This window comes from Microbacterium sp. NPDC089696 (assembly GCF_044749125.1).
Lineage (GTDB): Bacteria > Actinomycetota > Actinomycetes > Actinomycetales > Microbacteriaceae > Microbacterium.
In genome coordinates this window covers 1,514,998-1,539,714 of record NZ_JBIVHF010000001.1, presented here as the reverse complement: position 1 = coordinate 1,539,714, position 24,717 = coordinate 1,514,998, and the positions used below count along the sequence as shown (strand labels likewise).

Genomic DNA, 24,717 nt, shown 5'->3' with positions numbered 1-24,717 from the left:
TTCGCCTGGAGCGGATGCACAGCCGCACCGGGGTCCTGGGAAACTAGGATCTGAGGCATGGCTGGAATATGGGGCAGACGCAAGCGCGAGCAGGAAGAACTGGCCGCACAGGACGCCGATCTGGCGCGGCGGGCCGAGCAGGCACTGGTCGCCGCCGACGAGCGGATCCGGTCGACCTCCGACGAGCTGGTCTTCGCCCAGGCCGAGCTCGGCGATTCGCTCACCGGAGATCTGTCGAAGGCCCTCGACGCCGTGCGCACGCATCTGCGCGAGGCCTTCCAGCTCCACCAGCTGAACCACGACGAGATCCCCGACACCCCGGAGGAGCTCCGCACGCGCAACGCGCGCATCGTGCAGCTGTGCGACTGGGCGCAGGACCTCCTCGACGAGAAGACCTCCGACCTCGCCGAATCCGTCGCGAAGGTACGTCGCGCTCCCGAGGTCATCGCGCAGGTGCGCGCCGACGCCGCGGCGCTCAGCTCGCGGATTCCGCACACCAACGACACCGTCGCACGGCTCTCGGCTCGCTACGCGGACTCGGCCATGCATCAGATCACCGCGAGCGCTGCGGAGGCCGAGCAGCTCATCGCGTTCGCGACGCACGGCGCCGACGTCTCCGAGCGTCGCCGCGAGGCCAAGCAGAACGAGGAGGCGAACCTCGCGCTCGAGACGGCCACCGAGGCGACGCGGCGCGCCTCGGCACTGCTCGACGCGGTCGAGGACTTCGAGATCGAGGCGCTGCGTGCCGAATCCACCCTCGCCGAGGTCGTCGCCGACTCCCGCGGAGACCTCATCGCCGCACGCACGGCGCCGCAGGTCCCCGCTGTGGCCGCGGCGGTCACCGATCTGCAGAGCGCCCTGAGCGCGCTCTCTCCCGCGGGGTCGCCCGGAGACCCGTTCGCCGAGCTCTCGCAGCTGCGCGCGGCCAACACCGCGCTCGACGACGCGATCGCCACGGCTCGACACCGCGCCGAGCATCCGCTGCCCAGCCTCGCGCAGGTGCAGCACGCGATCGACGACGCGGACCGTCAGCTCGGCGTGGCCCGCGGACTGATCTCCGGACACCGCGGCTGGATCGGCGCGGACGCGCGCACTCGACTCGCCGAGGCGGAGCGTCTGCGGGTCGACCTCGCCGACCTGCTCCCCGCCGAGGAGACGCGCGACCAGGCTCTCGCGAGCGCGCGTCGCGTCGCGCACCTCGCCGCGGAGGCGTTGCAGCTCGCGCAGCGCGACATCGACTCCTCCCGCCCGCAGGATCAGGGTTGGGGCGGCGACGGATGGGGCGGCGGCGGCTGGGGCGGCGGTCGACGTGGCGGCGGCGGAGGCGACATCGCCTCCGGCATCCTCGGCGGCCTCGTGATCGGCAGCCTTCTCGACGGCATCTTCGACTGAGCCCAGGGCACGCGCTCCGGATCCGCCGACACGAGAACGGCCCGTCCCTCCGGGGACGGGCCGTTCTCGTGTCATCCGAAGATCAGGACGCGAGCGCCTCCGCGGGAGGAGCCTGCGTGTCCAGTGCGATCACACCGTAGTCCCAGCCCTTGCGTCGGTAGACGACGCTCGGGTGGTCGGTGCGCGCATCGACGAACAGGAAGAAGTCGTGCCCGACGAGCTCCATGCGGTCGACGGCCTCCTCGACCGTCATCCACTCGGCGTCGAAGCTCTTGGTGCGGATGACGACCGGCGAGTACGTCTCGTCCTCGTCGCTCTGCACCGGCACGCTTCCGGTGGCCACCGCCCGCAGGACGTCGGCGGACGCCGGCTGGACGTCGATCCCCTCGAGGGCTCCGCTGCCCTTCTCGAAGTGCGCTCCACGAGGATGCTGGCGTCCGTCGACGCGCTTCTCCTTGGCCCGGCGGAGCTGCTCGGACATCTTGTCGACCGCGAGGTCGAGGGCGACGAACTTGTCGCCGTCCGTGGCCTCGGCGCGGACGATCGGGCCCTTGCCCACGAGCGTCAGCTCCACGGTCTCCTCGGGCACCTGACCGTTGCGGTACACCCGATGGGTGACCTTGATGTCCAGTCGCTGCGCACGCGCGGCGAGCGTCTGGATCCTGGCGATCTTCTCCTCGACAACGGACCGGAAGCGATCGGTGATACCCACTCCGACGCCGACGATGCTCGTTTCCATTGCTGCCTCCTTGTCCCGGTCCTCCCGGCCAAGGGCGGACCGTGGTCGCCTTGTGACCCCCCACGGTAGTCCGCCTGCGACCGGATGTCACGGGTCATTTCCTCCGTGTCGTCGATGCACTTCCTCAGGGTTCGCTGTGATGCGGCGTGGCGGCGAGCACGACCGCGCAGAGCACCCGGAATCCCGCGCGCTCGAGCGTCGCCGCGGCCTCGTCCACCGTCGCTCCCGTCGTCATGACGTCGTCGACGATGATCACCTCGCGCCGTCTCCCCGCCGTCCGGGCGCGCATGCTCCCCCGGACGTTCGCCGCTCGTCCGGCGGCATCGAGCCCCCGCTGATCCCGTCGAGCGCGGACCTCCGAGAGCACGCGCAGCGGACGGGCGCCGGCGCCGCGGATGAGGAGCTCGGGCACCCGATAGCCGCGACGGCGCATCGACCGCCGCGAGGTCGGCACCGGCACGAGCAGCGGCAGGCGTGCATGACGGCCGGGGAGCGCCGCGGCGAGCGCGGTACCGAGAGGGCGCGACAGCAGGGTCTCGCCGTCGTCCTTGAGACGGCGGATGCAGCGGGCTCTCACGCCGTCGAACGTCAGCGCGGCGCGCACGCGGAGTCCTCCGGGCGTGAGCGACTCTATCGGGCGGGGGCTCAGCTCGTCGCGGCAGTCGTCGCAGAGGAGGACCTCGGGCGCACCGCATCCCGCGCACTGCGCCGCGAGGAGGAGCCCGAGGATCTCGGCGCCGATGGCCCGCAGGGCAGGAAGGCCGTCGGGGAGTGCGGAGGCGTGACGCATCCCCGGATCATCCGCCGGGTGTCGGCATCGTGCGACGCCGCACACGGCGTTGCTCCACTGCATGTGCACAGGTCGACAGAACTCGCCGCGCGTGCAGGACGAGCCGCACCCACGGGTCAGTGGCCGGCGCGCGTCGCGAGCAGCAGCACTCCGTCGGTGGACTCGCTCCACGCCGATCCGCTTCGGGCGTAGACGGAGCCGTCGGAGGAGAGGATGCGGACCCCCGTGGTCGAGCGCGACCCCGCGATCGACACCGCGGCGCTCGGCGCGGCCTCGACCGTCCCCGTGCCGCCCACGACCTGGGTCAGCACGCTCCGGTCCTCCCCCGCCGTCAGCACGCCGAGTCGATCCTGCCCGAGCCAGACGAGTCCGATCGCGGCGGAGTCGAGCTGCACGACCTCCTCGGTCGGACCGAGCTCCGTCGGCGCCCCGGTCTCGTCACGGAGGATCGCCGAGACCGCGACCCATCGCTCACCGCCCACGACCACCACGGCCGCGATGCGCGCGCCGTCCGCGGAGACACGGATCGCCGACACCTGCGACGCCTCCGGCCATGCCGCGGCGATGTCGAGCGGCCGCACGTCCGTGCTGATCGCCTTCAGCGCCGACGGCGTCGACGACGGCACCGACCAGGTGTAGTCGAAGGGGTCCATCGACGGACGCACCAGCTGGGCCCGCGCGTCGAGCTCGTCGAAGTTGCCGTCCCCCGCCATCCAGACGTGCCCGTCCGCGAGCTGCACGGCGGCATGCGCCCCGCTCGTCGACACGTCCACTGCGGCAATCGGCTGCGTGAGAGCGAGGATCTCGTCGGTGACACCGGGGAGAGGCGTGATCTCACCGCCGACGAGATTGCCGAAGGTGCCGTCCTTGAGCACGAGGCTCCCCCCGTCGGGCGGATCCTCCACCACCTTGGTGACTCCGGCGTCCAGCGTGCGTCCGTCGACGGTGAAGCGCACCTGGCTGATCTGCAGTCGCGAGGCCTCGAAGGTCGCCTGCAGCTGCGTGCGCATGCGCGACAGCGTGACGGGATCGAGTCCGGTGGCGGCACGGTTCAGCGCGACCTCCGCGACCTGATCCGCGTCGATGGGCACCGCGTCGCGCGCCAGCTGCACGCCTGCGGGGAAGGCGCTCTGCACCGCAGGGTCGAGCCACGGGCTCGGAGCTCCCCCGATGAGCGACTGCGCGATGGTCGTCGCGACCGTGGCACGTCGAGGGAACCACCGGACGTCCGGGACGAGTCGCTCCCACGTCGCGTCGTAGTACTGCAGCGCGTAGTCGTCGTAGACGCGGGAGAACCGCGATTCGTCGAGCACGACGCCGTCCGGCGCCTCGGAGATGCGCCACTGCCCGTCGGACTTCACGACCACGAACGCGGAGTTCGACGCGCCGATCGCCTCGGAGTACGCGCCGGTCGCGTCGACGCTCGCGATCTGGTCGAACGTCACACGCACACCGGCCCTGTCACCGTCCGCGGCGGTGTCGTCGTCATCGTCCACGTCGGAGTCGAAGGACCGTGTCGACGCGCTCACGTCGATGGACACGCCGGTTCCCGGACGCCACGTCGCGGCGAGGTCCGGCGTGAGGAAGGTGCGGGCCGTGTCCCAGTTGTCGGCCGGCGTGATCGCGGCCTCCATGAAGCCCTCCACGATCGCGGCCGGACCCGCGCCGTCCGCCGGTCCCGAGGCGAGCGGGAGGAAGTCGGGGTCCTCGGGCGAGGCGCCCAACGGCAGACCTCGCTGGGCGTCTCCCGTCGTGGGCAGCCCCGTGCAGCCGGCGAGCAGCAGCGCGGCCACCGCGCCGAGCGCGACGGCGCGGAGAGTCCTGCGGAGGCGCACGGTCATTCGAGGCTCCCTCGGTCGAACAGCTCGGCCGGGAGGTCGGCGAGCTGGATGGGCTGCGTCGCGTCGCCGATCTCGCCGAGCGCGTCCTGCGGCTCCACGGGGATCGGGGACGGCCCGTCGAGTGCCTCCCCGCGCGGGATGGTCAGGACGAAGTTCGTGCCCACCCCCAGCTCCGACCACACCGCGAGGGTCCCGCCGTGCAGCGTCGCGTCGCCGAGCGCGATCGACAGGCCGAGACCGGTCCCGCCGATCGTGCGCTGGCGCGAGGGGTCCGCGCGCCAGAAGCGGTCGAACACGCGCTCGGCGTCCGCCGGGTCCATGCCGAGACCGAAGTCGTGGACTCCTGCCGCCACCGCATGCTGGTTGCTGTCGACCGTCACCACGACCGGTCGCCCCTCGCCGTGCTCGATCGCGTTGCCGATCAGGTTGCGCAGAACGCGGCGGACACGTCGCGGGTCCATGTCTACCGGCGAATAGCCGCCGGGCGCGACGAGGCGCAGTTCGCTGCCACGTCCGTCGGCGAGGGGGCGCATCTGCTCGATCACGTCTTCCGCGAGGTGCGCGAGACTCGTCGCCTCGAGCTCGAGCTGCACGGACCCCGCGTCGTACCGGCTGATCTCGAGGAGGTCGGACAACAGCGTCTCGAAGCGCTGCACCTGGGTGTGCAGGAGCTCCGTGGTGCGCGCGGTCGTCGGGTCGAACTCCTGCTTCTGATCGTTGAGCATGTCCGCCGCGAGCCGGATCGTCGTGAGCGGGGTGCGCAGCTCGTGCGACACGTCGGACACGAAGCGCTGCTGCACGAGCGAGAGCTCGCCGAGCTCCTTGATCTGCGCCTCGATGCTGTCGGCCATGGCGTTGAACGAGCGCCCGAGCACGGCGAGCTCGTCCTCCCCGTGCACGTCGATGCGCACGCCCAGGTCTCCCGCCGCGAGGCGCGCACTGGTATCGGCGGCCTCGACGATCGGCGTGGACACCGTGCGCAGCACGATGAACGAGATCGCCGCGACGATCGCCACGAGCCCGATGCCCGCGATCCACAGCGTGCGCTGGACGAACGTGAGGGTGTTGTCGGCGTCGGCGAAGTCGTAGGCGAAGTAGATCTCGAAGGGCCCGGCCTCGGGGACCTGGAGCTGCTGCCCCACGATCACCCCCGGCACGGAGCGCCCGCCGATCTCCAGCGACACCGACTGCCACGACTGCCAGTCGTCGAACTCCACGACCCTGTTGTGCAGGGCGTCGCTGATGTTGTTCATGCTGAGACCGGCCGTGAAGCCGTTCAGCGGGATGTCGACGTTCTTGTCGACGCGCACCCCCGCGAGTCCCTCGGCGGTCGAGTTGCGACCGAGGTCCTCCTGCACGCTGTCCCACAGCTCGGTGAGCGCGCCGGGGCTGTCGCCCAGGGCCGTCGCGTCGAGCGTCATCTGCGCCTGGTCGATCGACCGGCGCGCATCCTCCAGCGCCTCGTTCTTGCGCGACTCGAAGAGATCGCTCTGGATCACGAGCGCCATCGTCACGCACGTGATGAGGATCGCGGTCGACGTGAGCAGCAGCGTGATCGTGAGGGTGCGGAACCGCAGGGATCGCCGCCACAGTGTGCCGAGCACATCGGGCCAGCCACGCCAGTCGCGCAGGACAGCGATCGCCGTGGTGGTCGCTGTCGTCGCGGCCATGCTCGCCTAGCCCGGGCTCCCGGCCCGGTAGCCGACGCCGCGGACCGTCATGACGATCTTCGGGTTGTCGGGATCGAGCTCGACCTTGGCGCGCAGGCGCTGCACGTGCACGTTCACGAGACGCGTGTCGGCCTTGTAGTGGTAGCCCCACACCTGTTCGAGCAGCATCTCGCGCGAGAACACCTGCTGGGGCTTGGAGGCGAGCGCGACGAGGAGCTGGAACTCGAGCGGCGTGAGCGCGATCGGCGCCGTCCCGCGGCGGACCTCGTGCGCGTCGACGTCGACCGTGAGGTCGCCGACCCGGAGCTGCTCCCCCACGGTCGTCGGCGCCGGACGCAGACGGGTGCGGATGCGGGCGACGAGCTCCTTGGGATTGAAGGGCTTGACGATGTAGTCGTCGGCGCCGACCTCGAGCCCCCGCACGACGTCGGACGTGTCGCTGCGGGCTGTGAGCATGATGATGGGCACGCCCGATTCGGCGCGGATCCTGGTGCAGATCTCGATGCCGTCCATGCCGGGCAGCATGAGATCGAGGAGGACGAGGTCCGGACGCTGCGTGCGCCACTCCTCGACGGCCTTCGCACCGTCGGCGCAGAACACCGGTTCGAAGCCCTCGGTGCGCAGCACGATGCCGATCATCTCGGCGAGCGCTGTGTCGTCGTCGACCACGAGGATGCGTGAGGTCATAACTGTTACCTTATGGCACTGAGTACCACGGCCCCACGTCTGCACGCGCGAGGTGTGTTATGACACGATGGGAGCGCACGACGGAGGGAGTGCCGGTGACCGGCCAGACGTGGACCCCTGCCCCCAAGAGGGGCATCATCCCCCTGCATCCGATGACGTTCGGGATGCTGCTGGGGCGTTCGTTCTCGGCTCTGCGACACAACCCGAAGGTGCTGTTCGGCTTCGGCGTCGTCATCCAGCTCGCCGTCGTGGTGCTGAGCGCCGCCGTGATGGGCTTCGTGTTCGCGACCGCGTTCGCGCGTCTGGAGTCGCTCTCCGCCTCGTCCCCCGACTTCGAGGCGATCGTCGCGGGCACGATCGGGATGAGCATCGTGGCCGGGATCGCGGTCGGACTCGCCTCCGTCGCCTTCACCGCGCTGATGCAGGGCGTGGTCGCGGCCGAGATCGGCAACGCCGCGCTCGGCGTCAAGGCCTCGTTGGGCGCCCTGTGGAAGAAGATGATCCCCGCGTTCTGGCGGCTCGCGGGCTTCGCCTCGCTGTCGATCGTGTTCGTCTTCGGCGCGATGGTGATCGTCTTCCTCATCATCGCCGCGTTCGTCGCGGGCGGTCTGGGCGGCTCTCCCGAGGCCATCGGCGGCCTGGTGATCGTCGTCATCCTGCTCGTGCTCGCGACGATCCCCCTCGTCGTGTGGCTCTCGACGAAGCTCCTGCTCGTGCCGTCGATCCTCGTGCTCGAGCGGGCGCGCTTCCGCGAGGCGCTCGTGCGATCGTGGCGCCTGACGCGCGGCCGGTTCTGGGTCGCGTTCGGCGTCACCTTCCTCATCAGCGTCATCATGGGCTTCGCGATGCAGGTCGTGAACCTGCCCGTCACGCTGCTGAGCACGATGCTCGGCGGCGTGATCGCCCCGACCGGCTCGCCGGACCCGGCCTCGATCATGGGATTCGTCTTCGCCTTCCTCGCGCCGCAGATCCTCCTGCTCGTGCTGCAGGCCATCACGATCGTCGTGCAGAGCTCCGCGGGAACGCTCGTCTACCTGGACTCCCGGATGCGCTACGAGGGCCTCGACCAGGCGCTCATCAGCCATGTCGAGCGCCGCGACCTCGGCTGGACCGCTGATCAGCTCGAGGACCCTTTCGTCGTCGACCCGGCGAGGGCCGTCTCGAGCGCTCCGCCGCCCCGGCAGGTTCCCGAATGGGCGCTGGGCGCGGGCGGCCAGCCCTACCCCGGCTCGCCGTATCCGCAGTACCAGGACCCGAGTCAGCAGTACCCGGCACAGCAGCAGTACCCGCAGTACCAGAACCCGAGTCAGCAGTACCCGCCGTACCCGGCGCAGCACCAGTACCCGCAGTACCAGGACCCGAGTCAGCAGTACCCGCAGTACCCGGCACAGCAGCAGTACCCGGCACAGCCTCCTGCCGCACCCGCTCCCCCGGCCTACACGCCGCCGTCGACGGCATCCGTGCCCGAGGCCCCCGGCACTCCGAACACCCCGGGTCCCGGCGGCGCAGGCACGGCATGATCCGACCGATCGACGTGCTGATCCCCGACGGGGACGAGGCGAGGCGCTGGGCCGAGCAGGAGCTGTCGGACCCGCGGTACGCCGACGCGAAGCCCACCTGGTTCGATCTGCTCATGCGCGACATCGGTCGCTTCCTCGGCGATCTCTTCAGCTCGGACAACGGCGCGAACGTGGGACCGTCGGCGCTGGTCGTGGTGTGCGTGATCGTGGTCGCCGCGCTCGTCATCGCGCTCATCGTGTGGGGGCGTCCTCGACGCTCGCAGGCGGTGCGACGTCCGTCCGGCGGCCTGCTCGGCGCCGACGACGACCGCAGCGCCGCCGAGCTGCGGTCCGACGCCGAGCGCAGCGCCCGCGACGGAGACTGGGACGCGGCGACGATCCTCCGTTTCCGCGCCCTCGCCCGAGACCTCCTCGAGCGCGACCTCATCGACCCCGCGCCCGGCGCCACGGCTCAGGGCATCGCCCGGGAGGTCACGGCCGTGTTCCCCGCGGAGGGCTCCGCCGTGCGGGCCGCCGCCGTGTCCTTCGACGACGTGCGCTACCTCCGGCACCCCGCGACGGCGGAGAGCTACGCCGGGCTCGCCGCGACCGATGAGCGCCTGCGGGCGGCACGTCCCCGACTGGTGAACGCATGAGCACGACCGCGCAGGAGATCGAGGAGTCGACGGCCGCGGTCAGCCGTCCGGGCCGGAGGCTCCGCTCGCTGGGCGGCTGGGCCGTCGTCGGTGCTCTCGTGCTCGTCGGCGTCTTCGTGGCGACGCTCGTCGGGGTGCAGATGCCGAACGGCCGGGGATCGCTCGACCCCGAGGGCGTCGGCGATTCCGGCGGCATGGCGCTCGCCGAGATCCTGCGTGACCAGGGCGTCGACATCACTGTGGCGCGCACCACGACCGAGGCACGTGCCGCCCTGCGCGACGGCACGACCCTCGCCCTCGCCAATCCGTACACGCTGACGGACGACGGCATCCGCGATCTCATCGCGCCCGCCGAACGCGTCGTGTTCCTGTCGTCGGGCACGCATCTGCTCTCGCTCCTCGACATCGGCGAGAACGCGGCCGCCGACTCCGCCGCCGTCGGACCGTCGTGCGACGTGCGCGAGTTCGCCGACGTCGGCACGATCCGTCCCGACCGGGTCTTCCGCCCGGCGGCCGGCGTCGAGGGATGCTTCGGCACGGGCGACGCCGCCGCCGTGCTGATCGACGAGACCGACGGCCAGACCCGCGCGGTCGTCGAAGGAGCGCGGCTGTTCAGCAACGCCTACCTCGCGGAGAACGGGAACGCGGCTCTCGGGCTGGCGCTGCTCGGGCAGACCGACCGCCTGGTCTGGTACGTGCCGAGCTTCGAGGACACCGACATCGAGGCGCAGTCTCCCGACACCCTCGGCTCGCTCACCCCGGGCTGGGTCACGCCCGCGATCCTGCTGCTCCTGCTCACCGGACTCGCCGCCGCGCTGTGGCGCGGCCAGCGCTTCGGTCCGCTCGTGGCCGAGACGCTCCCGGTGACGGTGCGTGCGTCGGAGACCATGCACGGTCGCGCGCGCCTGACCGCGAAGTCCGGCGACGCCGCCCATGCCGCCGAGGCGATCCGCGACGGCACCCGCCGCCGTCTCGCCCGTCGTCTCGGTCTCGCGGTCCACGCCACCGCCGACGAGGTCGCGGACGCCGCCTCCGATCGGCTGCGCATCCCGCGCGGCACTCTGCAGTCCGTGCTCCAGGGGGCGCTGCCGGCCGACGATCCCGCACTCGTCGAGTACTCGCGACGCCTGCGGGAACTCGAGGACGCGGTCGATCAGGCGATTCACGAACTGCGGAGACCGGAATGAGCCCGGCTGCTCCGCCGACACCCCGACCAGACACACCGACCAGCGTTCGACCGGAAGCCGAGGACACCGCGTGACCACCGATCCCACCACCGACTCCCCCGCCGCCTCGACGGCCGCGGTCTCCGACGCCGACCTGCGACAGGCCATGCACCGTGTGCGGTCCGAGGTCGACAAGGCCGTGGTCGGCCAGGCGGGCACCGTGACGGGTCTGCTCGTCGCCGTGCTCGCGCGCGGACACGTGCTGCTCGAGGGCGTTCCCGGCGTCGCCAAGACCCTCGTCGTCCGGTCGTTCGCCCGCGCCCTCGGTCTCGACACCAAGCGCGTGCAGTTCACCCCCGACCTCATGCCGGGTGACGTCACCGGATCGCTCGTCTACGACGCCCGGACGGGAGAGTTCGACTTCCGCGCCGGTCCCGTCTTCACGAACATCCTCCTCGCCGACGAGATCAACCGCACGCCTCCGAAGACCCAGGCCGCGCTCCTCGAGGCCATGGAGGAGCGCCAGGTGTCGGCCGACGGCACCAGTCGCGCGCTGCCCGACCCGTTCCTCGTCGCGGCGACCCAGAACCCCATCGAGCACGAGGGTACGTACTCGCTGCCCGAGGCACAGCTCGACCGCTTCCTCATGAAGCTCGTCGTCGGGATGCCCGAACGCGACGCCGAGGTCTCGGTGCTGCGCCGACACGCGTCCGGCTTCTCACCGCGGGAGCTCACCGGCGTGCAGCCGGCCGTGACCGCGGACGAGATCCGCGCGGCACAGGACGCGGCGTCCCGCGTCGAGGTCACGGACGACGTGCTCGGCTACGTCGTGGACCTCGCCCGCGCAACGCGCCAGTCCCCCTCGGTCGAGCTCGGCGCCAGCCCACGCGCCTCGACCGCGCTACTCGCGGCCGCCAAGGCATGGGCCTGGCTGAACGCCTCGTCAGCCGTGACGCCCGACCACGTGCAGACGATGCTCGTGCCGGTATGGCGCCACCGCCTGTCGCTGCGGCCGGACGCGCAGATGGAGGGGGTCTCGGCGGATGCCGTGCTCACCTCGGTCGTGCAGCAGACCCGGGTGCCGATCTAGGTGTTCGTCACCGGTCGCCTCGCGCTCGCGGTCGCCGTCGGCGTCGTGCCCGTCGTCCTGTCCGGATTCGCGGGCTTCCCACCGTACGCGGCTCTGGGCCTCTGGATAGCACTGTGCGCGGTGCTCGTCGCGCTCGACGTGCTGCTCGCCCCCAGCCCGCGCACGGTCGTCGTCAGTCGACGCGTGCCGACGAGGACGCGCCTCGGCGAGCTCGTACCGGTCAGCGTGGCCCTGCAGAACCGAGGTGGCCGCACCCTGCACGCTCTGATCCGCGACGCCTGGCAGCCGACCGCCGGCGCCGGGACCGATCGTCAGCGGCTCGAGGTCCCGCCGGGAGAGCGTCGCCGCATCGAGATCCCTCTGCTCCCCCGCCGACGAGGCGAGCTCGTGAGCGAGTTCGTGATGATCCGCTCTCGCGGCCCGCTCGGACTCGCCGGGCGGCAGGCACGACACCCCGTGCGCGGCGCCATGCGGGTGCTGCCGGCGTTCTCCTCGAGGAAGCACCTGCCGTCGCGGCTCGCCCGTCTGCGGGAGCTCGACGGCAACACCAGCATCCAGGTGCGCGGCCAGGGGACCGAGTTCGACTCCCTGCGCGAGTACGTGCGCGGCGACGACGTGCGCTCGATCGACTGGCGCGCCACGGCGCGCGCCGGCACGACGATGCTGCGCACCTGGCGACCGGAGCGGGACCGCCACGTCGTGATCATCATCGACACCGGCCGCACGGCAGCCGCACGCGTGGGCGACGGCACGCGCGTCGACGCCGCGCTGGAGGCCTCGTTGCTGCTCGCGGCGCTCGCGTCCCGCGCCGGAGACCACGTGCACCTGCTGATGTACGACCGGGTCGTGCGTGCACGGGTCACCGGCGTCGAGGGCACGGCGCTCCTCCCCGCGCTCACGGATGCGATGGCCCCGGTGCATGCACGGCTCGTCGACACGGACTGGTCCGGCGCCTTCGCGGCAGTGCGGACTCTGACGACGCGCCCCTCGCTGATCGTCGTGCTCACGGCGCAGGACGCGGCCGAGTCCGCCCGTGGGTTCCTCGGGGCGTTCCCCGACGTCGGCCGGGCCACATCGATCCTCGTCGGATCGGTCACGGACGACGGCATCGTCGACCTCACCAGGCAGCGCGGTTCCCGCGAGGAGATCTACCTCGCCGCCGCCGCCGAGCGCACCATGCGCGACGCCGAGAACGTCGCCGATGCGATCCGCCGCGCCGGGGGCGAGGCGATCGCCGCCGACCCCGAGACGCTGCCGCCGCGCATCGCGGACCGCTATCTGGAGCTCAAGGCCGCCGGACGGCTCTGAGCTCCGCCGCGCGGGTCGCGGCGCTCAGCCGGCCAGGAGACGCGGCGTGCCCGCCTCGTACTCGACGAGGTCGCCCGTCTCGCCGCGTCGGTGCGCCCGTCCGCCGACCACGAGCATGTAGATGAGGAAGACCGCGAGCGCCGCGGCACCGATCCCGATCTTGACCGGCCAGGGCAGCGCCCAGCCCGTCACGAAGCCCTCGACGAGTCCGGCGAGGAACAGCGCGAACACCAGACCGATCGCCACCGTCGCGAGCGAGCGGCCCTCGCTCGCCAACGATTCCGCGCGGGACCGGTTCCCCGGCGCGACCCACGACCAGAAGAGGTGCAGGCCGCCGGCCGCCGCCACGAAGATGCACGTCATCTCGAGCATCCCGTGCGGGAGGATGTACAGCACCATGATGTCGGCCTTGTCGTGAGCAGCCATCACGGCCCCCGAGATGCCCAGCCCCATCGCGTTCTGCACGAGTGCGTAGACGGGCCAGATCCCGGTGACGCCGAACAGCACGCACTGCAGCGCGATCCAGGCGTTGTTGGTCCACACCATGCCCATGAAGACCGCGGCGGGGTTCTCGGTGTAGTATCCCGTGAAGCTCTCGTCCGCGTACTGCTCGAGGGCGGCGGGCGGTCCGAGCGTCGCGACCAGCGCGGGGTCGGAGGCGATCCAGGCCGCGGTGCCGACGGCGACCGCGATGAAGCCGAGCGCGACGACGAGGGTCGTCCACCGCAACCGGTACAGCGCGGCGGGCAGCTGCAGGGTGAAGAACCGCGCGGTCTGCGTCAGGACGCTGTCCGACGCGCCGGTGAGGCGCAGCCGGGCACGCACGAGCAGCGTCGACAGGTACGAGCCCTGCGGCGACTCGCCCACCGAGGTCTTCAGCTCCGCGAGATCCGCGGACGCGGCGCGATAGCGGACGATCAGCTCGTCGACGCCCGCCCCGTCGAGGCGCGCACGGCTCAGCTGCTCCAGCCGCTCCCATTCGGCGCGGCGTGCATCTGTCAGCGCATCGGCATCCACCTGATTTACTGTACTCATGTCTGCGCCGCTCGATACGTCCGACGAGGTGCTCTCCGGAGAGGCCGTCGCGATCGATGTGCAGCCCATCGGCTTCGTGCTCCGCGCGACGGGGGCGCTGATCGACATGCTCCTGGGCTTCGCGGTCTTCATCCTGTGGATCTTCCTGCGCATCTGGCTGTTCGACGCGGGCATCCTCGACGACGCCACCGACCGCATCGCCACCGTGAGCGCCCTCGTCGTGAGCTTCGTCGTTCTTCCCATCACGATGGAGGTCGCGCTCAAGGGTCGCAGCCTCGGCAAGCTCGCGGTGGGCGGACGCATCGTGCGCATCGACGGCGGCGCCACCGGATTCCGGCACGCGTTCATCCGCGCTCTGCTCGGCGTGCTCGAGATCTACATGACGCTGGGCAGCGTGGCGGTGCTCTCCGGCGTGTTCAGCGCGCGTTCGCAGCGTCTCGGCGACATGGTGGCCGGGACGTACAGCCAGCGTGTCCGCGCACCGAAGCTCGTGCCCTCCGTGCCGATGCTCCCTCCGTCGCTGCAGGGGTGGGCGCAGATCGCCGACGTGGCGCGCCTGCCCGACCGTCTCGCGCGACGCATCTCTCAGTTCCTGCAGAGCGCGCCGCACATGGTCCCCGCGGCACGGGCGCGCGTCGCCCACGATCTGCTCGCCGAGGCGTCGGCCTTCGTCTCCCCCGTTCCCCCCGTGCCCGCGGAACAGGTGCTGATGGGGGTCACGGTGCTCCGGCGCGAACGCGAGCGCCGCGCTCTCGAGAACGCCGATCGCCGCGCCGAGAAGCTCACCGGCCGCCGCGTCGGCGTCTGACGCGGCGGGCGCGGGGTCCCGTCAGAACCGGATCGCGTCGATCACCTTGACCCGCAGCGCGACCAGCGCCGGGATGAAGCCGGCGACCGCGCCGACGACGATCGATGCGGCGAGGCCCACGAAGGCGGCACGCATCGGGAACGGCGGGATGTCCTGGATGCCGTAGAACATCGAAGTCACGACCCAGTCGGAGCGCAGCACGGCGACGACGATCGCGATGCCGACCATGCCCGCGACCGTGGTCGCCACGAGACTCTCGAGGAACACCGAGACGAACACCCTCCCGGACGTCGCGCCGAACGCCCGGCGGACGCCGATCTCGCGCACGCGCTGCCGCATCGCGACGAGCTGGATGTTGATGAGACTGAGCGCCCCCAGCGCGAGGATGACCGCGGCGATCCCGCCGGTCACCATCTCGAACGTCGCCTGCGCGTCCGCCGCACCGGGCTGAGCGGCCCAGTCGGAGCGGTTGATCGAGATGGTCTGCCCCTCGGGGAGGCCGGCGCGGAGATCCATCGCCAGCACCGGCGCGACCTGGTCGACCTGATCGGGTCCCACCCAGATCTCGTACTGCGGCATCGCCCCCTCGGGGAGGGAGTCGACACGCGCCCGATAGGCGTCGTACAGGAGGTCGACGCGCAGCTCTTCGTCGCCGAAGCCCTGCCGCGGCACCACTCCGACGACCTGGTAGGTCCCTCCGGCCGGGCCGGACAGCGCGAGCGTCGGATGCGCGTCGAGCGGAGTGCGGCCGATGCGGTCCCACAGCGCCTCGGTGATGATGACGGGCGGTGCGAGAGCGTCGACGTCCGCGTCACGGAACTCCCGTCCCTCCAGGAGCTGCTCGCGATGGATTTGCGAATAGGCGGGGTCGAGCAGCCGGGCGTTCACGTCGACGATGCCGTCCGGCAGCTGCACGGGCACCATCACCCCGTACGCGATGCGCGCCGTATGGCTGAAATCGAACCGTGCGGTCGCCCGGGCGAACCGCTCGTCGAACGCGTCGACATCGATCGAACTCCCGTCGTCGGCGCTGATGTTGACCACGAGCGTCGCCGCCCTGCCGCCCCACCGGTCGGACTGCTCGGCCTGGAACTGTCGCTGGTACTCCGAGATCGCGACGACCCCGGTCAGGGCGGCGACGGACACCGCGATGCCGATGAGGCTGAGCAGGACGCGCAGCTTGTGGACGCGGATCTCGGCCCAGGCGTCGGTCAGGGCTCCGAGGAGGCCGGTCATGACGACACCTCCCGCGCGATCGGCGTCAGCGACGGCGGTCCCTCGGGCTCCGGGGCGTCGGCGCGCGACGGAGCGGTCGCCGCGGACGGCACCGGGGCGGCCAGGGTCGAGGCCTCGAACGCGCGGTCGAGGTCGGCCGGCACCAGCACGCCCGCATCCAGCCGGTAGTGCCGTCGGGCGCGGGCCGCGACGTGCAGGTCGTGCGTGATCGTCACGAGAGCGGCATCCGTCTCGGTGGCGACCTCGTCGAGCAGGGACATCACGGACGCCCCGGTGTCGATGTCGAGCGCGCCCGTCGGCTCGTCCGCGAGGATCAGCACCGGACGCCGCACGAGGGCCCGCGCGATGGCGACACGCTGCTGCTCGCCGCCGGACAGGCGATCGGCGATCTGCTCGACGCGGTGTCCGAGGCCGACGCGTTCGAGCATGTCGGTCGCGATCTGCCGACGGTTCCAGAAGAGACGGCCCTTGGCGTGGCCGAGCGGCATCATGACGTTGTCCAGCGCGGTGCGACCCGGCAGGAGGTTGAACTGCTGGAACACGAAGCCGACGTTGTCGCCGCGGAGTCGGTCGAGTCGGCCGGAGCGCATCCGACGCACCTCGCGCCCCTCGAACGAGACCGTGCCGGACGTCGGCGCGTCCAGCATCCCGAGGATGTTCAGGAGGGTCGACTTGCCCGAACCCGAGCGTCCGACGATCGAGACGTGATCTCCCGCCCCCACCTCGAGCGTGATGCCCCGGAGTATCTCCAGCTCGGAGTCGTCGGGCAGCAGCACGCTCTTCGTGACGTCGGCGAGCGCGACGAGCGTCACCAGCTCATCCCGCTGTCACACTGCTCCTGACCGGGGGCGATCTCGTAGCAGAACTCCTCGACCGGAGCGACGAAGCCTGGTACGAACTGCCGGATCGACTCGCCCTCCTCGAGTCCGGAGACGACCTCGACCATGGTGCCGTCGTTGACCCCGAGGGTCACCGGGCGCTCCTCCGGGTCGGCCCCGTCGCCCGCGTCGACCCACACGGTGCCCGTGCCCGCCCCGCCCTGCACGGCCGTGACGGGGACCACGAGGGCGTCGTCGACCTGGCCGAGTGCGAGATCCATGGTGGCCGGGAGGCCAGCGAACACGACCTGGTCGACGGGGATCGCGCAGCGCACGCTGGCGGTGCCCTCCGCACTGACCTGCACCCGCACGCCCGTGCAGGTGAACGGCGCGGGACCACCCGTGATCGTCACGGCCGCCTCTGTCGGCGCGTTCACGAGCCGGTACAGCTGCACGGGCTCGACGGTCGCGAGCAGGTGGTAGCGGGCGGGGGTGATCTTGTAGGTCTCCGTGCCCACGGACGTCGCCTGCCCCTTGACGAGCGCCAGTTCGGACACATCGCCCGCCTCGGGCGCGACGACGTCGATGTCCTTCTTCGGATCGTCCTGACGGATCGTGTAGAGCTTCTGCCCGGCGACCACCGAGGCCCCGTCGGCCACGTGCACGGCGAGGACCGTTCCCGTGATCTCGCCGCGAACGGAGTAGGCGTCGTCGCGGGCCACGTTGCCGCTGAGGGAGAGGGCGTTCACGACGGAACCGCGTTCGACGCCGATCACGGGATCGCTGATCGACGACTCGGGACTCACCACGGCCTCGGTCCGGTCCGGGAAGAACGCGAGTTTCACGAGCGCCGCAGCGCACGCCCCGAACACGATCACGAGGAGAAGGGGGAAGATCCAGCGTCGCCAGACGATCACGGCTGCCTTTCCGGCCGCGCCGCCCTGGCGCATCCGCGGTCAGCGTATCCGTCGGACGTCACGGCTCCGCGCCGTCGCGGCGGCGTGTTCCTGGCAGAACCCCGACAGTCGGGCGTGTCAGGCGCGGAGCGCCTCGTGACGCACGACGAGCCAGCCCGCCGGGACCGACAGGCGATCGGCGTGCGGCGCGCACAGGTCGTGCGCGTTCGGGTGATGCGCAGCGCCGAGCGGGCCCAGCGCCGCCATCTGGTCGCCGTAATCGTAGGTGAGCGTCGCCACGGCTTCTCGCGCGCAGCCGACCTTCGAGCAGAGTCGTCCGTCCATCCCCGCCAGGCTACGTCCGTCCGACGTCCGCGGGCGGATGCCGCGCCGCCGCGGTCGAGGGAGTTCGCCCTAGACTTTCGCTATGCCCCGTCGCGCTCACCCCTCCGCCGCCCCGCGCCGTGGTGCGCGCCATGGTCGGCACGGACGCCTGGGACGCAGTGAGGTCGTGCGCCCGCCCCTCGCCCCGATCGACGGACGCATCGACCGGTTCGACCTGACCGTCGGCACGGCCGTCGAGTTCCTCCGAGGGACGTGGCCGGAGCTCGAGGACGTCCGGTTCGAGATCGGCGCCATGCCGGCGTTCGAGGGCGGCGACGAGGTCCCGCGCTGGTATCTGGATCGGCAGAACCGACGGATCGTGCTCTTCCGGCTCCCGATCGAACGGCTACTGCCTCCCGGGCACGACGACGGTGCGCATCGACGCATGGCGATCGAGAGCGCCGTGTTCCGCGCAGCCGCCGAGTATGTGGGGCGCGAGCCCTGGGATCTGGGTCACGAGCACTGAGCCGCCCGCGACGCGATCACCTCGGATCGCAGGTCAGGGATAGACCCTGATGCTCTGCTGCGCTCCTGCGGCCGGCCAGACCGGCCATCCCGCGAGCGCCCCCGCCGCGGTCATCGTGACCGAGGCGTGTACGGGTCCGGACGCGGTCACCGCATAGACGGTCCGCGGGTCGACGCCGATCGCGGCCGAGGACCCGGCCGGGACGGTCACCGCCACGGGCTCGTCGCTCCCCTGCTCCACGACCACGACCTCGACCTCCCGATCCTCGTCGTTCGCGAACACCAGACGCGGCTCCGGGCCGTCGGGGACGGCCACGAGGACCTCGGAGTCGAACTCCGGCGCGGGCAGGAGCCAGGCGAAGTCGGTCTGCGGTCCGGAGCCGTCCTGCTCGCGCACTCCCGCCAGGACGGGGACGTCCGCGTCGACCTGCACCGTGTACTCCCCCGGCGGAACCGCCGACAGCGAGAGCTCGGTGGGCTCGTCGGCCGTGAGCGGGATCGGCAGCTCCACGACGGGGTCGGACTCCCCGATCGCACGCACGGTCACGACCGCCTGCGCATCGGCTCCGGGCGACATGAGCCGCACGACGGCCATCTCGCTGCCGTCGGCGGGGCTCTCGAACATCTGGACGCCCGGGATCACGGGATGCCGTTGCGCGGCCGTCACCGCGTCCTGCAGGTCGACGCCCGCGGGGTCGAGGGTGCGGGTGAGCGACGACTGCAGCACCGCGCGCACAGGGGAGCCCGTGGCCGTGACCTTCACGACCGGGATCTCGGAGCCGCTGGCGATCGAGGAGAGCGGGAGCGCGACCTGAGTGCCGGCCGGGACGATCACGGAGGTCGAGGCGCGCACGGTGCCGAACACCGACAGCGCGACCGTGGACGGCACCGCGCCCGGATTCGTGAGCACGATCAGGTCCTTCGACCCCGTCTCGACCGTGCCTCCGAGAAGCCAGGACTCGGTGCTCGCCGGTCGGCAGGGCGCGGCCGCGAAGCCGAACAGGTCCTCCTCGGACAGGTTCACCGACTCGGTCGCGCCGAGCATGGGGGCGGCGCGGCCGGTGACCTCGCCGACGAGGCGACGCACGTCGCCCGCACCCACGAGATCGTCGACCGCGAGCGAGGTCGACTCGGGAGCTCCCTCCGATCCGCCGGATGTGATGCGCGGCGTCGCCGCCGACACCATCTCCAGCGGGTTCGAGGAATCACGTCCGAGAGCGCGGAAGTCGCCGTTGCACACGAGCACGGTGTCTCCGGGCATCGGGGTCACGTCTGCGTACGCCGGCTCGTGGGCGACGGTGGGCCACGGTGCCGTGATCGCGACCACGGCACCGACGACGCAGGCGGCCGCGACCACGGCCCCGGTCAGCACGCGGGCGCTCGTGGCGGCGACGCGGAACGTGCGAGTGCCGGTCATCGGCTCTCCTCCTCGGAACGCTGATCGGATGCCGCGGACTCGGCCCCGGACTCGGGCTCAGGCGCCGCGGTGTCCGGTCTCTCGGGCTCGACCTCGGACTCGGGCTCTGCGGTGTCCGGTGTCTCAGGCTCGGACTCGGACTCGGGCTCGGACTCAGGCACGGGCTCGGGCTCAGGCTCTGCGGCGTCCTGTGTCTCGGACTCGGGCTCGGGCTCGACGTCCTCGGCGTGGCGCGGCAGCACGATGCGCTCCTCCGGTGCGAGTCCGACGATCCGGGAGGTGGCGCGAGCGGCGCGACGCGAGGCCCGCGTGGGGATCGACAGCAGCAGCGCGGCGAGCACGAGCACCAGTTGCCCCGTGACGACGAGACGGGATGTCGCGGCCTGCGCGACGGTCGGGGCCGGCCGCGGTTCGGCGTCGGCCTCGAGCCGGTAGAGGACCCCCCGGTCCGTCGTTCCGGCCTGCACGAAGCCCGCCCGCTGGTCGAGCGCGGTGACGGCCGCGGTGCGCAGCGTGCGCGCCCGGTCGGCCTCGTCGTCTCCGACCTGGGCGAGGAGCACGTACGAGATGCCCACCTGTCCCAACTCGGCGGCCGCGTCGAAGTCGCGTGCAGACAGGAGGTCGACCGAGAGCGTCGTGATGTCCTCGCCCTGGAGCGCGGTCGCCGTCGAGAGCATGGTCGTCTGGGCGCCGAGCGTCTCGCTGGCTCCCCAGGCGACCTCGGCGGCGAGACCGCCGTCGTTCTGCGGGGTGAGCACGAGCGTGCCGATCGGACGGTCCCCTCCGGCCTGCGCCGCGACGTACGCGGGCAGCGTCGACGCGGGGCCGTCGGTCAGGACGGTGCGCCCCAGGTGGAACGCGGCGATCGCCGGAACGGCGCACACGGCGATCGCGAGGCCGGCGACCGCGGCGCTGACGACGCGGACACGCGGGAGGGTGATCGCACTGTCGAGGGTCACGAGGGCGGCGCCGAGGACGCCGATCGCGGCGAGGCTGAGTCCCGTGCCGGGCCAGATCGCCACGGGCACGCCCTGGGCGAAGGCGACCGTGACGCCGACGGCGAGAAGCGCCGTGGCGAGCCCCGAGGCCGCGACCACGAGCAGGGTGATCCCGGCGCGCCACCGGGGCGACACGGCCGACACGAGCGCGAGCAGCGCGAGAGGCGCGAGAAGGAGCCCCGCCCACGAGGCGACGTCCGGGCCCACCACGGCCGTCCACCCGGCGACGTCCGGCGTCGGGAATCCGGAGATCAGGCCGAGGCGGCCGGCGGCGTCCGCGGAGGCCTGCGGTCCCGCCCAGAGGTATCCGGGATCGGCCAGGACAGAGAGGAGGCTGCCATGCCGCATCTGCCACACCACGAGCGGAGCGAACAGCGCGACCGCGGGGACGAGCACCCACAGGAGCCGCACGGCCCCGCGGACGCGAGCGCTGCCGAGGCTGATGCCGACCGCGACGACCCAGAGCAGCAGCAGCGCCGGCGCCAACGACGGCGCGCACGCGACCACGGCGGCGAACACCAGCGACGCGGCCCCGGCGGCGCCCCACGAGCGATGCGCGACGACCGCGGTGTGGAACAGCCACGGAAGGAGCAGGTGCACCAGCACGGCGGCAGGACGGCCGTCGACGAGCGCGGTGAGGAATGTCGGCGTCAGCGCCCAGACGATGCCGGCGAAGATGCGCAGCCCCGAACGGTCCGTGACGCGGGTCGCCGCGAACCAGCCGCCGAGGACGGCGAGCGGCAGCGCGAGGATCCACAGCAGTACGAGCGAGAAGGACGGGCCTGCGGGCCACAGCGTCCCCAGGACGGCGACGACCGCGGCGAAGGGGTCGGCCGGTCCGACCACGTTGACGCCGAGACCCCGGAGGCCCCAAGCGGCGTCCTCCCAGAGCGCGCCGACCGTGGTGCGCAGCGGCAGCAGAGCGCCGCCACCGAGCACCGGCCAGGCGAGGAGCGTGGTGAACGACGCGACGCTCACCACCAGGGCGGCGAGCACCGCCCACGCACCGCCGCCGGAGAAGAAGCGGATCTCGCTCACCGCGCCGTGCTCGCTGCCGTGTCCGTCGTCGAGCCGTCGTCGCAGATCCCCGCGGGAGATCCGCAGCGGGGCGATGCTCGACCAGCTGGAGGTCCGGAAGGCACGGATCCGCTCGCGCGACCGGGTGATCGCGGGGACACGGACCATCGCGGTCACGGCCGCACCCCACTCCGGCGCGACCGCCTCGGGGCGCTTGCCGATCAGGTGCGTGATCGATCGCCACAGTGCGAGCGGCAGAAGCGTGAGCCAGTGCAGCGGCACCGCGAACGCCGGCGCGTAGGCCAGGCGCCGATGGAGCTGGGCGAGCCGGGTGGCGAAGGCACGGCGGCCGCGACCGACGGGCAGCGCCGCGGGTCCGTCGGGAGAGACGGAGATGCGCGCGGACGGCGCGAGCACGACGCGTCCTCCGCCGAGCCGGGCGCGCACGCCGAGGTCCAGCCCCTCGTCGGCGCCCGCGAGCGCGGGGTCGGGGCGCAGCGCCTCACGGACCTCGGAGCGGATGAGCATGCCGCGGATGTCGGCACCGAGCACGTCGTCGCGTCCGTCGTGCTGCCCCTGGTCGAGTTCGCCGGCCGCGAGCTCGACCGAGCGTCCCAGACCGGTCATGCTGATGCCGAGCGACACGATCTCGCGGTCGTCGTCGGTCTGCACGAGTTTGGGCGCGGCGATCGCGGCCGAGGGCGAGCGCTCGAGCGTGCCGATGAGCCGCTCCAGGGCGCGAGGGTGCGGCGCGGTGTCGTGCGCCAGCAACCAGACGGCGCTCCCTGCGGCGACGCGGGGGCGGGCGAGCTCCACGGCATCGGCGAAGGACGTACCGCCGCGCGCCTCGATCACGCCCTCGACGAGCGAGCCGACGACCTCGCTCTCGCGAGCCGTGGTGGCGTCTCCGCACATCACGAGGGTGATGGCGACAGCGGGGGTGGACTGGGAGCGCAGGGCGTCCAGCGTGCGGAGCAGCTGCGCGCGGGCGGAGGAACCGGGGCGCGCCACGATGATGGCATGAACTCGGGCTGGCATGACGTGGTCAGCCTAAGCCGCGCGATACCGCCTCGGCGGCAGCCGCCGCGGCGTGGCCTCGAAGCCGGGCAGGACTCGGGGTCGTGGACGTCGTGTCAGCTCGCGCGACGCTTGAGCTTGCGGCGCTCACGCTCGGAGAGACCACCCCAGATGCCGAAGCGCTCATCGTTGTTGAGCGCGTACTCGAGGCATTCGCCGCGGACGTCGCACGAGGTGCAGATCCGCTTGGCGTCGCGCGTGGATCCGCCCTTCTCGGGGAAGAAGGCCTCCGGATCGGTCTGCGAGCACAGGGCGTCGGTCTGCCACGCCAGAGCGGTGTCGTCCTCGGACTCGACCTTTCGAACCCCGGGAACGCCGAGGTTGATCGGATCGACGAACCAGTTCTCCGGTACGTCCGAACGGTATCCCGTCATCTCGATCTCCAACCCTTGTTCCGCCCCCTCGGCGGGCCGTGCTCCACTAATTACACCCGTGTGATTCGCTCCGGTCAAGTCGCGGATCGTAAACCCTCAATCATGTCTTGAAGGTTCTTGGGCGTTCATCGGCGTGTCGCACGCCCCGGAGCGGGGTCAGCGCGTCGACGCGCGGGAACCCGGGGTCGCGATGAAGGCCTCCCCGCGCCCGGAGAGCACGATCCGGGACTCGTCGCCCCCGGCGAACGCGACGGTTCCGACCGCGACGTCCTGCGGGGTGCCGCCGGTCGCGGTCACGGCGACCTCCCCCGCGGTCGCGAGCACCATGGTCGGACCGGTGACGTCGACCTCGACCTCGTCTCCGCGGAGCTCCACCCGGCGCAGCGCGAAGTCCTCGATCGGAACGGAGTACTCGGTGATGGAGCCGTCCGGGTGCGGTCGGAGCACCGGCACCTCGCCCGGCTCCGTGTCGAGGACGGACAGGAGCTCGGACACGTCGATCCGCTTCGGGGTGAGGCCGCCACGCAGCACGTTGTCGCTGGCGGCCATGATCTCGACGCCGAGGCCCGAGATGTACGCGTGGAGGAGTCCGGCACGCAGGAAGATCCCCTCGCCGCGACGCAGCACGACGTGATTCATGAGGAGCGCCACGACGACGCCGGGGTCTCCGGGGTACGTCTCCGCGATCGCCGACACGGCACGGAGGGTCGTCGCCCACTCCCCCGAGGCCGACACCACGGCTGAGCGCACGGCCGCGATCACGTCGTCCACCTCGACCTGGGCGCTTCCGGACAGCAGCCAGCCGATGGCGTCGCGCAGCACGTCGCCGTCGCCGCGCAGGCGCCCGGCGAGCGCGGCCGGGCCGGGCCCCTCTCCGAGCACGCTCAGCAGGTCGAGCGTCGCGTCGATCGGCCGGAGACCGCTGAGCGACTCGAAGCGGTCGCTCAGCGCCACGATCAGCTCGGGCTTGTGGTTGTCGTCGCGGTAGTTCCGGGTGGGGTCGTCGGCGCCGAGACCGGACTCCCGCGCCCAGCCGTCCTTGGCCTGGGCGATCGTGGGGTGCACCTGGATGGACAGCGGGGAGGCCGCGGCGAGGAGCTTGAGCAGATACGGCAGGCGCCCGCCGGTGACGGCGTCGAGGGTGCCGCCGCTCGCCACGTCGGCCGGATCCCCCGGGTGATCGCCGAACCACACCTCCGCCTCGGGGACGGTCGACGGCTCCCTCCCCTCGAGCTCGGCCAGAAGGGTCTGCGACCCCCAGGCGTAGTCGCGCGGGACGTTCGTCAGGCTCAGCAGCATGTGACCAGGGTAGGGGTCGACGCGCGGCCGTCGCGACCCGGGACCGTCCGGCGCG

22 protein-coding genes are annotated in these 24,717 nt (G+C 71.9%); 8 read left to right on the top strand and 14 right to left on the bottom strand.

The features are described from left to right. Window positions 1–57: 57 nt before the first annotated feature. A complete protein-coding gene (locus ACIPY8_RS07500; protein WP_400816599.1) occupies window positions 58–1,392 on the top strand; it encodes a hypothetical protein in 1,335 nt (444 codons plus the stop codon). 82 nt (window positions 1,393–1,474) lie between these two features. On the opposite strand, the gene hpf is transcribed toward ACIPY8_RS07500, so the two are convergent. From hpf to mtrA, 5 genes are all read right to left on the bottom strand, one after another. Beyond that, window positions 1,475–2,131, bottom strand: a complete 657-nt coding sequence (gene hpf, locus ACIPY8_RS07495; RefSeq protein WP_400816597.1) for a ribosome hibernation-promoting factor, HPF/YfiA family — start codon at window positions 2,129–2,131, stop codon at window positions 1,475–1,477. Between the two features lie 124 nt (window positions 2,132–2,255). Next, window positions 2,256–2,921 (bottom strand): ComF family protein, encoded by a 666-nt coding sequence (locus ACIPY8_RS07490; RefSeq protein WP_400816596.1) that lies wholly within the window; start codon window positions 2,919–2,921, stop codon window positions 2,256–2,258. A 116-nt stretch (window positions 2,922–3,037) separates the two neighbouring features. Continuing rightward, window positions 3,038–4,762 (bottom strand): LpqB family beta-propeller domain-containing protein, encoded by a 1,725-nt coding sequence (locus tag ACIPY8_RS07485; protein WP_400816595.1) that lies wholly within the window; start codon window positions 4,760–4,762, stop codon window positions 3,038–3,040. Further along, complete coding sequence (gene mtrB, locus ACIPY8_RS07480) at window positions 4,759–6,432, bottom strand: MtrAB system histidine kinase MtrB (protein ID WP_400816594.1); 1,674 nt, start codon at window positions 6,430–6,432, stop codon at window positions 4,759–4,761. Before mtrB ends, ACIPY8_RS07485 begins: the two co-directional genes overlap by 4 nt. 6 nt (window positions 6,433–6,438) lie before the next feature. Then, complete coding sequence (gene mtrA / locus ACIPY8_RS07475; protein WP_400816592.1) at window positions 6,439–7,119, bottom strand: MtrAB system response regulator MtrA; 681 nt, start codon at window positions 7,117–7,119, stop codon at window positions 6,439–6,441. A gap of 95 nt (window positions 7,120–7,214) precedes the next feature. On the opposite strand from mtrA, the gene ACIPY8_RS07470 reads away from it, so the two are divergent. The 5 genes from ACIPY8_RS07470 (at window position 7,215) to ACIPY8_RS07450 (ending at window position 12,838) form a co-directional block, all read left to right on the top strand. After that, window positions 7,215–8,639 carry a glycerophosphoryl diester phosphodiesterase membrane domain-containing protein gene (locus tag ACIPY8_RS07470; RefSeq protein ID WP_400816591.1) on the top strand — a complete coding sequence of 475 codons (1,425 nt, stop codon included), beginning with the start codon at window positions 7,215–7,217 and terminating at the stop codon, window positions 8,637–8,639. Continuing rightward, window positions 8,636–9,274, top strand: a complete 639-nt coding sequence (locus ACIPY8_RS07465; RefSeq protein ID WP_400816589.1) for a DUF4129 domain-containing protein — start codon at window positions 8,636–8,638, stop codon at window positions 9,272–9,274. The genes ACIPY8_RS07470 and ACIPY8_RS07465 overlap by 4 nt, the downstream gene beginning before the upstream one ends. Further along, window positions 9,271–10,461, top strand: a complete 1,191-nt coding sequence (locus ACIPY8_RS07460) for a DUF4350 domain-containing protein (protein ID WP_400816587.1) — start codon at window positions 9,271–9,273, stop codon at window positions 10,459–10,461. The genes ACIPY8_RS07465 and ACIPY8_RS07460 overlap by 4 nt, the downstream gene beginning before the upstream one ends. 145 nt (window positions 10,462–10,606) lie before the next feature. Then, complete coding sequence (locus tag ACIPY8_RS07455) at window positions 10,607–11,530, top strand: AAA family ATPase (protein ID WP_400817681.1); 924 nt, start codon at window positions 10,607–10,609, stop codon at window positions 11,528–11,530. Then, window positions 11,531–12,838, top strand: a complete 1,308-nt coding sequence (locus tag ACIPY8_RS07450) for a DUF58 domain-containing protein (protein ID WP_400816585.1) — start codon at window positions 11,531–11,533, stop codon at window positions 12,836–12,838. A gap of 24 nt (window positions 12,839–12,862) precedes the next feature. Here ACIPY8_RS07450 and ACIPY8_RS07445 read toward each other — a convergent pair whose 3' ends face one another. Next, a complete protein-coding gene (locus tag ACIPY8_RS07445; protein WP_400817679.1) occupies window positions 12,863–13,855 on the bottom strand; it encodes a stage II sporulation protein M in 993 nt (330 codons plus the stop codon). A gap of 16 nt (window positions 13,856–13,871) precedes the next feature. On the opposite strand from ACIPY8_RS07445, the gene ACIPY8_RS07440 reads away from it, so the two are divergent. Further along, on the top strand, window positions 13,872–14,681 hold the full coding sequence (locus tag ACIPY8_RS07440; protein WP_400816584.1) for an RDD family protein: 810 nt from the start codon (window positions 13,872–13,874) through the stop codon (window positions 14,679–14,681). Window positions 14,682–14,702: 21 nt separating this feature from the next. Here ACIPY8_RS07440 and ACIPY8_RS07435 read toward each other — a convergent pair whose 3' ends face one another. From ACIPY8_RS07435 to ACIPY8_RS07420, 4 genes are all read right to left on the bottom strand, one after another. Then, on the bottom strand, window positions 14,703–15,917 hold the full coding sequence (locus tag ACIPY8_RS07435; RefSeq protein WP_400816582.1) for an ABC transporter permease: 1,215 nt from the start codon (window positions 15,915–15,917) through the stop codon (window positions 14,703–14,705). After that, window positions 15,914–16,729, bottom strand: coding sequence for an ABC transporter ATP-binding protein (locus ACIPY8_RS07430; RefSeq protein ID WP_400816580.1), 816 nt, complete (start codon window positions 16,727–16,729; stop codon window positions 15,914–15,916). The genes ACIPY8_RS07435 and ACIPY8_RS07430 overlap by 4 nt, the downstream gene beginning before the upstream one ends. After that, window positions 16,726–17,685 carry an efflux RND transporter periplasmic adaptor subunit gene (locus ACIPY8_RS07425; RefSeq protein WP_400816578.1) on the bottom strand — a complete coding sequence of 320 codons (960 nt, stop codon included), beginning with the start codon at window positions 17,683–17,685 and terminating at the stop codon, window positions 16,726–16,728. Before ACIPY8_RS07425 ends, ACIPY8_RS07430 begins: the two co-directional genes overlap by 4 nt. An 84-nt stretch (window positions 17,686–17,769) precedes the next feature. Then, on the bottom strand, window positions 17,770–17,976 hold the full coding sequence (locus tag ACIPY8_RS07420; protein WP_400816576.1) for a DUF3499 family protein: 207 nt from the start codon (window positions 17,974–17,976) through the stop codon (window positions 17,770–17,772). 82 nt (window positions 17,977–18,058) lie between these two features. On the opposite strand from ACIPY8_RS07420, the gene ACIPY8_RS07415 reads away from it, so the two are divergent. Next, window positions 18,059–18,481, top strand: a complete 423-nt coding sequence (locus ACIPY8_RS07415; RefSeq protein WP_400816574.1) for a hypothetical protein — start codon at window positions 18,059–18,061, stop codon at window positions 18,479–18,481. A gap of 33 nt (window positions 18,482–18,514) precedes the next feature. Here the strand turns inward: ACIPY8_RS07415 and ACIPY8_RS07410 are convergent, their stop codons facing one another. From ACIPY8_RS07410 to manA, 4 genes are all read right to left on the bottom strand, one after another. Further along, window positions 18,515–19,897, bottom strand: coding sequence for a DUF5719 family protein (locus ACIPY8_RS07410; protein ID WP_400816572.1), 1,383 nt, complete (start codon window positions 19,895–19,897; stop codon window positions 18,515–18,517). Continuing rightward, entirely contained in the window at window positions 19,894–22,950 is a 3,057-nt protein-coding gene (locus tag ACIPY8_RS07405; RefSeq protein ID WP_400816570.1) for a glycosyltransferase, read from the bottom strand. Before ACIPY8_RS07405 ends, ACIPY8_RS07410 begins: the two co-directional genes overlap by 4 nt. Before the next feature lie 95 nt (window positions 22,951–23,045). Then, window positions 23,046–23,363, bottom strand: coding sequence for a WhiB family transcriptional regulator (locus tag ACIPY8_RS07400; RefSeq protein ID WP_400817677.1), 318 nt, complete (start codon window positions 23,361–23,363; stop codon window positions 23,046–23,048). A gap of 156 nt (window positions 23,364–23,519) precedes the next feature. Further along, complete coding sequence (gene manA, locus ACIPY8_RS07395) at window positions 23,520–24,662, bottom strand: mannose-6-phosphate isomerase, class I (RefSeq protein WP_400816568.1); 1,143 nt, start codon at window positions 24,660–24,662, stop codon at window positions 23,520–23,522. Between the last annotated feature and the right edge of the window lie 55 nt (window positions 24,663–24,717).